This is a genomic window from Streptomyces sp. NPDC006711, assembly GCF_042869775.1.
GTDB lineage: Bacteria > Actinomycetota > Actinomycetes > Streptomycetales > Streptomycetaceae > Streptomyces.
Genome location: NZ_JBIAGO010000005.1, coordinates 1 through 12,244, shown reverse-complemented (window position 1 = coordinate 12,244; position 12,244 = coordinate 1). Strand labels below are relative to the sequence as shown.

Annotated in this window: 12 protein-coding genes and 1 pseudogene; 7 read left to right on the top strand and 6 right to left on the bottom strand. The window is 72.6% G+C overall.

The genetic code is table 11. The features are described 5' to 3' along the window. The first annotated feature begins 438 nt into the window (after nucleotides 1-438). The 4 genes and pseudogenes from ACFYM2_RS12790 to ACFYM2_RS12775 all read left to right on the top strand — a co-directional run. Nucleotides 439-1,257, top strand: coding sequence for a glycosyltransferase family 2 protein (locus ACFYM2_RS12790; RefSeq protein ID WP_359001295.1), 819 nt, complete (start codon nucleotides 439-441; stop codon nucleotides 1,255-1,257). Further along, on the top strand, nucleotides 1,254-2,288 hold the full coding sequence (locus ACFYM2_RS12785) for a glycosyltransferase family 2 protein (RefSeq protein ID WP_388835847.1): 1,035 nt from the start codon (nucleotides 1,254-1,256) through the stop codon (nucleotides 2,286-2,288). The genes ACFYM2_RS12790 and ACFYM2_RS12785 overlap by 4 nt, the downstream gene beginning before the upstream one ends. After that, nucleotides 2,285-3,094, top strand: a complete 810-nt coding sequence (locus ACFYM2_RS12780; protein ID WP_359001301.1) for a polysaccharide deacetylase family protein — start codon at nucleotides 2,285-2,287, stop codon at nucleotides 3,092-3,094. Before ACFYM2_RS12785 ends, ACFYM2_RS12780 begins: the two co-directional genes overlap by 4 nt. Before the next feature lie 2 nt (nucleotides 3,095-3,096). Next, nucleotides 3,097-4,344 (top strand): annotated as a pseudogene (locus ACFYM2_RS12775) (lipopolysaccharide biosynthesis protein); the annotation flags it as partial. Between the two features lie 5 nt (nucleotides 4,345-4,349). Here the strand turns inward: ACFYM2_RS12775 and ACFYM2_RS12770 are convergent. Next, nucleotides 4,350-5,729 (bottom strand): xylan 1,4-beta-xylosidase, encoded by a 1,380-nt coding sequence (locus ACFYM2_RS12770; protein WP_388835843.1) that lies wholly within the window; start codon nucleotides 5,727-5,729, stop codon nucleotides 4,350-4,352. A 103-nt stretch (nucleotides 5,730-5,832) separates the two neighbouring features. Here ACFYM2_RS12770 and ACFYM2_RS12765 point away from each other — a divergent pair, with 103 nt between their 5' ends. After that, on the top strand, nucleotides 5,833-6,963 hold the full coding sequence (locus ACFYM2_RS12765) for a DUF5925 domain-containing protein (protein WP_388835840.1): 1,131 nt from the start codon (nucleotides 5,833-5,835) through the stop codon (nucleotides 6,961-6,963). Nucleotides 6,964-7,006: 43 nt separating this feature from the next. On the opposite strand, the gene ACFYM2_RS12760 is transcribed toward ACFYM2_RS12765, so the two are convergent. Further along, nucleotides 7,007-7,381, bottom strand: coding sequence for a GntR family transcriptional regulator (locus ACFYM2_RS12760; protein WP_350229527.1), 375 nt, complete (start codon nucleotides 7,379-7,381; stop codon nucleotides 7,007-7,009). A 109-nt stretch (nucleotides 7,382-7,490) separates the two neighbouring features. On the opposite strand from ACFYM2_RS12760, the gene ACFYM2_RS12755 reads away from it, so the two are divergent. Beyond that, nucleotides 7,491-7,994 carry a DUF402 domain-containing protein gene (locus tag ACFYM2_RS12755; protein ID WP_388835837.1) on the top strand — a complete coding sequence of 168 codons (504 nt, stop codon included), beginning with the start codon at nucleotides 7,491-7,493 and terminating at the stop codon, nucleotides 7,992-7,994. Between the two features lie 375 nt (nucleotides 7,995-8,369). Here the strand turns inward: ACFYM2_RS12755 and ACFYM2_RS12750 are convergent, their stop codons facing one another. Both ACFYM2_RS12750 and ACFYM2_RS12745 read right to left on the bottom strand, forming a co-directional pair. After that, on the bottom strand, nucleotides 8,370-8,954 hold the full coding sequence (locus ACFYM2_RS12750) for a class I SAM-dependent methyltransferase (protein ID WP_388835834.1): 585 nt from the start codon (nucleotides 8,952-8,954) through the stop codon (nucleotides 8,370-8,372). Nucleotides 8,955-9,010: 56 nt separating this feature from the next. Further along, complete coding sequence (locus tag ACFYM2_RS12745; protein WP_388835830.1) at nucleotides 9,011-9,460, bottom strand: GNAT family N-acetyltransferase; 450 nt, start codon at nucleotides 9,458-9,460, stop codon at nucleotides 9,011-9,013. 289 nt (nucleotides 9,461-9,749) lie between these two features. Between ACFYM2_RS12745 and ACFYM2_RS12740 the strand changes: the two genes are divergently transcribed. Further along, nucleotides 9,750-10,784, top strand: a complete 1,035-nt coding sequence (locus tag ACFYM2_RS12740) for a lytic polysaccharide monooxygenase (protein WP_388835827.1) — start codon at nucleotides 9,750-9,752, stop codon at nucleotides 10,782-10,784. A 92-nt stretch (nucleotides 10,785-10,876) separates the two neighbouring features. Here the strand turns inward: ACFYM2_RS12740 and ACFYM2_RS12735 are convergent, their stop codons facing one another. Both ACFYM2_RS12735 and ACFYM2_RS12730 read right to left on the bottom strand, forming a co-directional pair. Then, nucleotides 10,877-11,737, bottom strand: a complete 861-nt coding sequence (locus ACFYM2_RS12735; protein WP_388835824.1) for an esterase/lipase family protein — start codon at nucleotides 11,735-11,737, stop codon at nucleotides 10,877-10,879. Between the two features lie 238 nt (nucleotides 11,738-11,975). Continuing rightward, a partial coding sequence (locus tag ACFYM2_RS12730) for a transposase (protein WP_388835821.1) occupies nucleotides 11,976-12,244 on the bottom strand: 269 nt, incomplete at its 5' end.

Genomic DNA, 12,244 nt, shown 5'->3' with positions numbered 1-12,244 from the left:
GGGGGAACGGGGGTGAACCGATCCGGGCACGGCCGGTAAAGCCCGGCGTAAATCCCAGAAAGTAAGGCCTTACTCAGGCCTTGCCCTACGGTCCCGGACATCAATACCGTCTACATCCACTCGCATCGGTCCATCACGTACGGCGGCGCTGGGGGAGGGTCCGAGCGCCGCGATGGTTTCCGGCGCGGGGCGCGTGGGGGGGTGCCGTAACCGGTCTCGCCTGGTCGAAGCCGGGAGACGGGTACGCGCCGCCGGCGAAAGCCGGCTCACCCGAAGAGTGCGGTGTGCCATGCCGTCATGACCGGCGTGAGAACCCCCCCTTTCGTCACCGGAAAACCATCCGGACCGCCCGGAGGCGGACGGTCCACCGGACGAGAGGGACAGAGAATCATCGTGACTCCTTCCGTGCACCCGGCCACAACGGGCCAAGATCAGTTAATGGCGAATTCACCGATTCACGCGCCATCCGCCCCGGCGAGCAGCCGAATACCCGCCGCTTATCGTCCGGTTTCCGCGAATCTCGCGATCGCGCCGCCGGTGAGCGTCGTGATCCCGGCCATGAATGAGGCCGAAAACCTTCCGCATGTGTTCGGCTCCCTACCGGACTGGATCCATGAAGTCGTCCTGGTCGACGGCAATTCCACCGACGACACGGTGCGGGTCGCGCGCGAACTGTGGCCCGGAGTCAAGGTCGTCAGGCAGGTCGGCAAAGGCAAGGGTGACGCCTTGATCAGCGGCTTCGCCGCCTGCACCGGCGACATCATCGTGATGGTCGACGCGGACGGCTCGGCCGACGGCGACGAGATCGTCAGCTATGTCTCGGCGCTGGCCGGCGGCGCCGATTTCGCCAAGGGATCCCGCTTCGCCAACGGCGGCGGCACCGACGACATGACCCCGATCCGCAGGCTGGGCAACGCCGTGCTGTGCGGCATCGTCAACCGCAAGTTCGGCGCCCGCTACACCGACCTCTGCTACGGCTACAACGCCTTCTGGAAGCACTGCCTGGACAAGATCGTGCTGGACTGCACCGGATTCGAGATAGAGACCCTGATCAACATCCGGATCGTCAAGGCGGGACTGCGCGTCCAGGAGGTTCCGAGCTACGAGTACAACCGCATCCACGGCGTCTCCCACCTCAGCGCGGTGCGCGACGGCATCCGGGTGCTCAAGGTGATCCTCAAGGAGAAGGCGGTGCCCAGGGCGCTACGGCGCACCCAGGCGGTCTTCCTCAACGCGCGCCGAGGAGCCATCTCTTGACGGAACGTCACTTCACGGTGGTGATCTGCGCGTACACCGAGGACCGCTGGACCGACATCCTGGCAGCGGTCTCCTCGGTGCGCGCCCAGTCGCTGCCGCCCCTGGAGACACTGATCGTGGTGGACCACAACGAACGGCTGCTGGCCCGGCTCGGTGCGGAGTACGCCGACCACGCGGCGTCCGGGGAGGTACGGGTGCTCGCCAACGCGGGCCCCCGGGGCCTCTCGGCCGGACGCAACACCGCGATCGCCGAGGCCCGGGGCCAGTTCGTGGCCTTCCTCGACGACGACGCGGTGGCCGAGCGCGACTGGCTGCGCCACTTCGCCGAGGGATACGCGGACCCCCGGGTGATGGCGGTCGGCGGCCGCACCCTGCCCTCCTGGGCCTCGGGGCGCAGACCCGCCTGGTTTCCCGAGGAGTTCGACTGGATCGTCGGCTGCACCTACCGGGGACTGCCGAGGGGCCGGGTCGCGGTGCGCAACGTCCTCGGCGGCAACGCCTCTTTCCGCGCGTGCGCCTTCGACGCCACGGGCGGCTTCGCCACGGGCATCGGCCGCGACGGCGACCGGCGCCCGCTCGGCTGCGAGGAGACGGAGCTGTGCATCCGGCTGAGCGGCGCGCTGCCCGGCGCGGTGCTGCTCATCGACGACCGCGCGGTCATCCACCACCGGGTGCCCGCGGTCCGCGAGCGCTTCGGCTACTTCCGCGCGCGGGCGTACGCGGAAGGGCTCTCCAAGGCGCTGGTGGCCCGAAGTGTCGGGCGCGCCAAGGGGCTTGAGGCCGAGCTCCGCTACACGAGCCGGGTGCTTCCGGCCGCGGTCGCCCGGGGCGCGCGCGACGCGGTGCTCGGGCGGGCCGGGGGCGCGGGGCGCGCGGGCGCGATCGTGACCGGCGTCGCGGCGGCGGCCTGCGGCTATCTGGTCGGCACCCTGCGGGCCCGCAGGGGCACCATGGTCTTCACCGTCGCTCCCGTCGTGCGCGCGGGACGCGCCGAAGAGCCCGAAGAGCCCGAAGAGGGTGAGGCGGCATGACGGCCACGCCGAGCGGGCCCGTGCCCGTCCTCATGTACCACGCGGTGTCCCACTCCCCCGCCGAGGCCGCCCACGGTCTGTCGGTCACGCCGGACGCCTTCGCGGCCCAGATGGACCTGCTGGCCCGCCTCGGCCGCACACCGCTCACCACCGCCCAGCTGGCGCACGCCTGGCGTTCGGGCCGGCCGCTGCCGCGCCACCCCGTCCTGATCACCTTCGACGACGGTTACGAAGGGGTGCACCGCCACGCCCTGCCGGTCCTGGCCGGGCACGGCTTCGTCTCCACGCTCTTCGTCTCCACCGGCTGGCTGCGCGGCGCCCACGAGATGGGCGGCGCCCTGGACACCATGCTCGACTGGGACCAGGTACGCGCCCTCGCGGCGGCCGGGACCGAGATCGGCGGGCACAGCCACAGCCATCCCCAGCTGGACCAGCTCGACGACGCGCGGCTGTGGTCCGAGACATCGCGCTGCCGGGAGATCCTGGCCGGGGAACTGGGCCGGGCACCCGTGTCGTTCGCCTACCCCTACGGCTACTCCACGCGCCGGGTACGGCGCACGGTGCGCTCGGCGGGGTTCGCCCAGGCGCTCGCCGTGGGCAACGCGCTCGCCGAGCGGAGCCAGGGACCGTACGCCATCGAGCGGGTGACGATCCGGCGCACCACCGGCATCGAGACGTTCGAACGGCTCCTGTGCGGGACAGGACGCGACATCGCGCGCGTCTTCGCCAAGGACCGCGCCCTGACCAAGGGGTACGCCCTGATGCGCGGCGCCCGCCGGTCCTGGCGCGCGCTCGGCGGCCCCTGACCATGGACCCGGACCGCGGCGCCCCCCTCTTTCGCAACGCCTACGCGCTGATGCTGAACACGGGCATCAGCGCGGTGCTCGGGCTCGGCTTCTGGCTGATCGCCGCCCGCTACTACAGCGACGACGCGGTCGGCCAGGGCTCGGCGGCGATCGCCGCGATGAAGTTCCTCGCCGGGATCAGCGCGCTCACCCTGACCGGGGCGATGGCGCGCTTCATCCCGGTGTCGGGCGCGGCCACCGGCCGTCTCGTCCTGCGCGCCTACGGGCTCAGCGCGGGGGTGGTCGGCGCGGCGGCGCTGGTCTTCCTGGAGACGCTGGACTTCTGGGGGCCCTCGTACCGTTTCCTGCACGGCCCGTTCAAGGGGCTCGGTTTCATCGCGGCGGTGATCGCCTGGTCGGTCCTCACCCTCCAGGATGGGGTGCTCACCGGGCTGCGCAGCGCGGTGTGGGTGCCGGTGGGCAACACCGCGTTCTCCGCCGTCAAACTGCTCCTGCTGGTGGCGATCGCGGCCGCGCTGCCGACGAGCGGCGTCTTCGTGTCCTGGGTGGCGGCGATCGCGGTCTCCGTCCTGCCGCTTGGCCGGCTGGTCTTCTGCCGCCTCATCCCCCGCCACGCCGCGCTCACCGCGCACCGCGCCCGGCCGCCCGGCCCCCGCGAGCTCGGCCGCTTCCTGGCCGGGGACTGCACGGGCTCGCTGTTCGCGCTGGCCGTGGTCTATCTGGTGCCGGTCGTCGTCGCCTCGCGGATCAGTCCGGCCGAGAACGCGTACTTCTACATCACGGCGACCATCGGCGGCACCGTGGAACTCCTCGCGATCAACATGGGCGCGTCGCTGACCGTGGAGGGCGCGCACGATCCCGGTCGGCTCGCCGGCGCCGCGCGGGCGGCGCTGGCGCGCATGGCCAGGATCGTGCTGCCGGTCTGCGTCTTCCTGTTCGTGCTCGCGCCGCGCGTCCTCGGGGTGTTCGGCGCGGGATACGCCCGTCATGCCACGCCGTTGCTGCGCTGGCTGGTGGCGGGCGCGCTGCTGCGGGTGGTGATCGAGCTGTACTTCGCCGTACTGCGGGCGCGCAGCCGGACCGCCCAACTCGCCCTGCTCCAGGGCGTGTTGTGTGTGCTGGTGGTCGGCCTGACTCCGGTGCTGCTCGGTCTCCTCGGTCTGACCGGGGTGGGTGTCGCCGAGGTGACGGGGCTCTCGGTGATCGCGGCGGTCGCGGCGGTGAAGCTGTCCGGGGTGCTGCGCCGCGCCGAGCCTCAGCGCCGTAGCCAGCGCACCTCGTAGGCGGCCAGCGGGAACGAGGCTCCGTCGGCCTTCGCCTCCACCGCGTGGTCGAGGGTGTTGACGACGAGGACGTCCTTGGCGCTCGCGAGGGTCCGGAGCCCTGCGGTGTCGGCGCCCGCGGTCACCTCGACGCCCGTGAAGCGGGTGCCCGGCGCAAAGGCCTCGGCGAACTTGGCGATGAGCGCGTACATCGCCAACGGGGCGCCGCCGTCGCCCTGTTGGGTCGGGCGCCACAGACAGCCCGGGCAGGGCCCGCCGCGCTGTTCGGGGTTCCAGTAGAACGCGGTGCTCGTGCCGCCGCGCGCCAGGGCGGCCATGGCGACGGCCTGGGCGGCCACGCGCCGCTGTTCGCTCCACCCCGACGCCTCGGGCTCGATGTAGTACTCCGCCCACCACAGCGGCAGCCCGCTCACGCCGCGCACCCACTCGCTGACGACCGTGAGCTTGTCGGCGGCGGCGAAGGCGTCGGGCAGCAGCCGGCCGGCGCGGGTGAAGCCGGCGCCGTCGACGACCACGAAGTCGGCGCCCGCCTTGTGCTTGTTCCAGTAGGTGAAGGCGTCGAGCACCCGCTGGTCGACCGAGCCCCAGGGGCCCTTGAGGCCGGACGCGTACGACTGGTCCCCCGGTCCGTAGCTGTCCATGGCCAGATAGGGGCCGCCGACCAGATTGGCCTTGTCGACCTTCTTCAGCGCGTCGTAGACCTGGTTGTAGAGCCGGGTGTAGCCCTCGTAGTCCCAGCGGCGGCGGGTGTCGTCGTAGAAGCCCTTGAACTCGTTCCACACGATGAAGTGCCGCACGTCCGGATAGCGCTCGGCGACACGGGCGGCAAGCGCCGCGAAATCCGCGTAGTGGGCGGGCAGCGGAGCCGTCTCGAGCGAGCGCGTGCTCCAGTTGGTCCCCGCCGCTCCCGGGCGGCCGCCCTTCATCCAGTCGGGCGCGCAGCACAGGGTGATGACGGGGGTGGCGCCGGTGGAGCGGATGTAGGCGACACGGCGGTCCAGGTCGGTGAAGTCGTAGGCGCCGGGCGCCGGTTCGGGGTTGCCCACGCCCCAGCCCATGATCGCCTGGTTCTGCGGCAGGGCCCGCTCCGCGAGCAGCCGGCGGGCGCGCGCCACGGCGTCGTCGGCGCCACTGTCGGCGCTGTACTGGGTGTGGGTGAAGCCCCAGCCGAGCGCGAGGTCGGTGTTGCTCGGCCCGGTCCGCCCGGGGCCGGGCTCGCCCAGGTCATGGCCTGAACCGTCGCACCCGGCCAGGGCGAGCAGGACGGCGACCGCCATCGCCGGGATCCGGCGCCGGTGCCTGCCGCGGGGTCCGCCGGCGCCCCGGATGGCGCTCGCACGGTGACGTTCCATCATGGGCCAGCGTACGGGCGGCAGTTGATGGATGGCGTTCTTTGTCGGAACGCGCGGCGTGGGGTCCTGAGGCCGAGTGGCGGGCCGCACCCGGACAAAGCACATGCGCGGGCGGCCCTGTTGCCGGATCATGGGCGCCATGTCCGCGAACCCAGAAGCCGCCCTGCCGATCCGGCTGACCATGGACGACGGCGATTCGCCGGCCGACGTGGTCGACGCGCTCTTCCTCGGCCGCTTCGCCACGGGCGAGCAGCCGTTCTCGCACAGTTCCTCCATCGACCCGGTCAAGAAGGGCGTCAGCCTGCTGCCGCCCGCCGCCAAGGTGCTGCGGACCGCCCGCGACGACGACCGCAGCACGACGCTCGCCGAGGGCGCGGGCTGGACGCTCCTGGTCTCGCGCTGGAGCAGGGGCGCGGACGTGACGGTGACCGCGACCAGCGCGGAACTGGCGGAGCAGGTGCTGAAACAGGCCACCGAGGACGCAGAGGACGAGCCGGAGCCGCGGTCCGAGAACGTCACGATGGGCTTCTGGTACGTCTCGCCGCGCCGTGGCCCGCACCGCACGACCCGGCAGATCGCGGCCGGCACCTGGGAGGAGGTGCGGCCCAACTACACCGCGCCGGTGGGCGACGCGCTCGACCGCCTGATGAAGGTGACGCCGGACGACATCGCGGGCCGCCTGCTCCTGCTGCACGGGCCGCCGGGGACGGGCAAGACCTCCGCGCTGCGCACCCTGGCCAGGTCCTGGCGCGACTGGTGCCAGGTGGACTGCGTGCTCGACCCGGAACGCCTCTTCAACGACATCGGCTATCTGATGGACATCGCGATCGGTGAGGACGAGGGCAGCGCGAAGGGCCGTTGGCGGCTGCTGCTCCTCGAGGACTGCGACGAGCTGATCCGTGGCGAGGCCAAGCACACGGCGGGACAGGCCCTTTCACGGCTGCTCAATCTGACCGACGGCCTGCTGGGCCAGGGCCGCAACGTCCTGGTGGGGGTCACGACCAACGAGGACCTTGAACGCCTGCACCCGGCGGTGGTACGCCCGGGCCGCTGCCTCGCCCGCATCGAGGTGGGCCCGCTGACCCGGACGGAGGCGGTCGGCTGGCTGGGCACGGAGGAGGGCGTGGCCCGCGACGGCGCGACCCTGGCCGAGCTGTACGGTCTGCGCCGCGGCACGTCGCCCGCGTCCGTGCCCGACCCTCGGGCCGGCGCGGACGCGGGGCTCTATCTGTGAGCAGGCCGTCCGCGCGGCCGGGCCGTCGGGGCCTACGGCCCGTTCACGCGCCGTAGGCCGCCCGCAGCGCGTCCTCGACGGCGGCGCGGGCGGCGTCCCGCCCCAGTCCCAGCCTGCGGGCCTCCCCCGCGTACGCCGCCGCCGCGGCCGCCGCGAGGCGCTGTGACGCGTCCCCCGCCGCCGCGACGAACGTGCCGTTGCGGCCCCGGGTCTCCACGACCCCGTCCGCCTCAAGGGCCCGGTAGGCCTTGGCCACCGTGTTCGCGGCGAGCCCCAGCTCCTCGGCCAGGCCGCGGACCGTGGGCAGTTTGTAGCCGACCGGCAGTTTCCCCGACCGGGCCCGGTCGGCGATCTGGGCGCGCAGTTGCTCGTACGGCGCGGTGGCCGCGCCCTGGTCAATCACGATCTTGAGGGTCACGACCCGATTCTGCCCCGCCCCGTCGCCCGGCGAAAACGGGAGGCGCGGGCGGCGGGGCCCGGCATACCGTGCGCACCCCAGTCCTCGATGTGTGCCACGGAGGTACGCCATGACCACGAACCCCGCCGAGCCGGCCGGCACCCCCATCCATGTCGTCCTGGTCAAGGCCGGGCGCACCAAGCTGCGTTACCCGGCGTCGGTGGTGTCCGACGACGGGACCCGGCTGACCGCGCGGGCTCCCTGGGCCACGGAGAACACCCGGGACTTCGGCTTCGTACGGTTCGAGCCGGGCGATGTGTTCACCGAGCACTACTGGCGCGATCGCTGGTACGCCGTGAAGGAGGTGCGCGCGGGCGACGCCTCGCTCAAGGGCTGGTACTGCGACATCACCCGGCCCGCCGTGGTGCAAGGCGGCGAGGTCATCGCCGAAGACCTCGATCTCGACCTCTGGGTCTCGGCGGACGGCTCCGTCGTACTGCGCCTGGACGAGGACGAGTTCGCCGCCGGCGGTCTGGCCGAGCACGACCCCGAGGCGGCGGCCCGCGCCGTGGAAGCGCTCGACGAGCTCGAACTCCTGGCGAAGCTCGGCCGGTTCACGGCGCTCATCGACTGACGCGGGGGCGGGGGCGATGCGGGGCGCGGGCGGCGCAGGGGTACGGGCGGGGCGGCGCGGGGCGCGGGGCGGCGAGGCGCGGGGCGTGCGGTCGGCGGCTCCCGGGCCGTTCGGGAGGGGGTGCCCTCGCCGGCGCGTGGGTCTGGGGCGCGGTGGCGCGGGGGGCGCGTGGCGCGGGGGGCGCGTGGCGCGGGGGGCGCGTGGCGCGGGGGGCGCGTGGCGCGGGAGGCGCGGGGGGCGCGTGGCGCGGGAGGCGCGTGGCGCGGGAGGCGCGGGGGGCGCGTGGCGCGGGGCATGCGGTCGGCGGCTCCCGCGCCGTTCGGGGGGCTCTCCGGACGGCGCGTGGGTCTGGGGCCCGGGGTGCCGGGGCCGGCGTCAGGCTCCGGCAGCCGTGGCGATCACCGCGTACCGCTCGTCATCGACCTCGCGCCCCCACAACCGGGCGTCCCCGGACAGCCGTTCGCAGCGCGTCACGGCGTTCAGCCGAGCCAGCGCCCCGGTCAGGCGCTCGGCGGGTATGCCGGTGGCGCCCCACACCCCCTCGACCAGGACGAGCCGGCCGCCCGGCCTCAACAAGGACCACCAGTGGCGCAGCACCGCCTCGTGATCGGGCAGGGCCCACACCACGTGGCGGGCCAGCACCACGTCGAAGGCGCCCCCTTCGACGGGTGGCCGCGACGCGTCGCCGGTCAGCACCCGCGCGCCGGTGCCGGCGAGCTTCGCCCGGGCCCGCTCGACCATGCGGGGCGACAGATCGACGGCCGTCACCCGGTGGCCCCGCGCGGCGGCCAGCAGCGACAGGCTCCCGGTGCCGCACCCGAGGTCGAGCAACTGCCCCGGATGCTCGGGCAACCAGCTTCCCAGGCGCTCGTCCCAGGCGGCGCGCACGGCGGGGTCGAGCAACCCGTGGTCGGGCTCCTCGTCGAAAGTGGCGGCCGCTTCGTCCCAATCGGTGTCCATGCCCCGATGCTGCCACCGGCCACTGACAATCGGCCCCGGCCCGCCTCCGCGCCGGATCACGGGGTGAGCGTCCTGCGGTAGTGCAGGCGGTCGTACACCCCATCCACGCGCCGCTCGACCAGCTCGTACCCGTACCGGGGATAGATCCGCTGGTTCTCCCACATCATCGCGTTGGTGTAGAGCCGGATTTCCAGGAGGCCCAGCTCTCGCGCGTGGTCTTCCACGAAGCGCAGCAGCCGGCGTCCGAGGCCCGTACCCCTGACGTCCGGGTGGACGGAGACCGATTCGAGGAAGAGATGGCCGGGTTCGGGGACGAGGACCAGGACCCCGACCACCGGGTCGCCGGTGACGAAGACCCGTCCCGCCGCGACGTCGGCCGCGTGGTCGGCCTCCATGGGCACGGGGACCACGCCGATGCGTTCGATGTAGGGGTGGTAGGCGGCGTCGGTGACCTCCTTCACGCGGGGTACGTCGTCGGCGTTCGCGAGGCGGATCTCATGGTTCATCGCGCCACGGTACGCCGGGGGCCGCCCCGTTCTTAATCGCCGCTGAGTGGATCCTTAACGCGGCCATAAGGATCGCCATCACCCGCTCCCAGCAGGGGATTTCACACCATCGCGGGGCTAGCGTGCTGAGCGCGGGACGGGACGCCGGACGGTGCGGATGGTGCGGACGGTGCGGGCGTCCGAAATCCCCATCGCCGCACGACCATTGCCCCCATCGCCGCACGACCATTGCCCCCATCGCCGCACGACCATTGCCCCCATCGCCGCATGACCATTGAAGGAGTACGCCGTGACGACCTCCCCCCAGCTCTCCACCGCGTTCGGGCAGCGGGGACCACGCCGGCGCCGGGCCGCCGCCGTCGTCTTCGCGGCCGGCGTCGCGCCCCTCGCCCTGACGGTGCTCGCCGCCGGACCGGCCGCCGCCCACGGTTCCATGACGGATCCGGTCAGCCGGGTATCGGCCTGTTACGCGGAAGGTCCGGAGCACCCCAGGTCGGCGGCGTGCAAGGCCGCCGTCGCGGCCGGTGGCGCGCAGGCCCTGTACGACTGGAACGCGGTGAACATGGCGAACGCCGCCGGCCGGTCCAGGCAGATCATCCCGGACGGCAAGCTGTGCGGCGCGGGCAACGACAAGTACAAGGGTCTCGACCTGCCGCGCGCCGACTGGCCGGCCACCGAGCTGTCGGCCGGCAGCCACACCTTCCACTACAAGGGAACGGCGCCGCACAAGGGCTCGTTCGCGCTCTACATCACCAAGGACGGTTACGACCCGTCGAAGCCGCTGACGTGGTCGGACCTGGAACCGACGCCGTTCCTCAAGGTCACCGATCCGCCGATGCGGGGCGGCGACTATGTCTTTACCGGGAAGATCCCGGCCCGTTCGGGGCGCCACCTGATCTACTCGATCTGGCAGCGTTCGGACAGCCCCGAGGCCTTCTACACCTGCTCCGACGTCGTGTTCGGCAAGGACAGCGGCACGGCGGGCACCCCGGCGCCCGCGGCCTCGGCGCCCACCGATCGGGAGATCGCGGCCGGCGCGGCGAAGTCGACGGTCCAGCACCACCACGCCTCCACCCCGCCGGGGGCGCCCTCGAACGCCGCCACACCGGAGGCCCCCGCGAACGCCGCCGCCCCGGACGCCGTCTCGGACGCCGTCGCGCCGGACGGGGCCGGGACGCCCGCCCCGCGCGAGCTCGCCGAGACCGGGGGCGACGGCAGCGCCTCGTATCTGGCCATCGGGGGCGCCGGCGCGATCACGCTCGGCGCGGTGACCCTCTTCGCGGCGCTGCGCCGCAGGGCGGCGGCCGGACGCCCGGGCCGTTGAGTCGCTGAGTCGCTGAGTCGCTGAGTCGCGCGAACGGGCCCGCGCCTCCCGGGAGTTGGGGGGTGCGGGCCCGCGTGGTCACGTGGTGCGCGTCAGCCGACGACGGATGCGCAGGTGGTGGGGGTGGCGTGCGCCGGGTCCAGGGCGTTGGTCACCTCGTGATAGGTGACGCGGTCGGTGAGGCCCATCGCCACGTGTTCGGAGAGGTCGAGCGCGCACTTGTCCTGGATGAGGACGTTGCGCACGTCGGTGCCGGTCAGGAACTGGGTGCGGTAGGGGGTGACCACCTCGTCGTACTTGCTCGCGATGACCGTGTAGTGGACGCCTGGGACGGTGTCGCCGCCCTGGTTCAGGCGGGTGATGAAGGGAGAGCCGGCGATCTGGTCCGCCAGACCGGGCGTGGCGAGGGTCAGCAGGTTCTCGGCGCCGGGGAAGTACGGCAGGAGCTGGGTCAGGCCGTCGAGGGTGGTGCCGTGGTTGTCGGGCGCGATGCCGACGAGGGCGTTGACCTTGGCGGCGCCGCCGAGGAACTTCAGGTACCAGCGCGGCATCATGCCGCCCTGGGAGTGTCCGACGAGATCGGCCTTGGGCGTGCCGGTGGCGGCGAGCACCTTGTCGACGAAGGTGGCGAGCTGGGCGGCGGACTGATCGATGGGGCCGAGGCCGTCGAACAAGGGGACGCCGGGCAGCTGGCCGTAGTCGAGGGAGAAGACGCAGTACCCGCGGTCGACCAGGTACGGGGCGAGGGCCAGCCAGTTGTCGGTGCCGTTGCCGAAGGTGCCGTGTACGAGGACGACGGGCCGGGGGTGGGCGGCGGAGGGCTTGCAGGAGTAGTTGTTCCAGCCGCTGCTCGGCGCGGACTGGGCGTGCGCGGAGGCGGCCGGGGCGAGCGCGGCCGCGGCGGCGAGCAGGAGCGCGGACAGCGGTCTGAGCACACGTTTCCAGGGCAGCATCGGGGGATCTCCTTGCGGCTCAAGGGAGTTGCGACGGGGGATTCGCCCTGCGGCCCGGACCACAAGTGAGTGCCGTACTGGGTGCGTACGGGGCGTGCTCATGCCAAATTACGCATCGGTAGCGTGGGAGTGAAGTTACGCGTCAGTAAAAACCTGGCGGACCGGGGCGGGCGCGGGGGGGGTGTCTCTATGTCCTTCGTCAAGGACGTGGTGCCGGGTATGGGGCTGTTTGGGGTGGTTATGCGGCGATGGTGATGGCGGGGGTTCGGGACTGGTAGAAGGTGCCGTCGCGGAGCATGGCGAACAGGACGCTGACGCGTTGGCGGGCGAGGCGGAGGAGGGCCTGGGTGTGGGTTTTCCCGCGGGCTCTTTGTCTGTCGTAGTAGGTGCGGGAGGCGGGGTCGGCGTTCATGCAGGCGAAGGCGGAGAGGAACATGGCGCGTTTGAGCTGCCGGTTTCCGCCTCTGGGTGCGTGTTCGCCGTGGATCGAGGTGCCGGACGACTTCG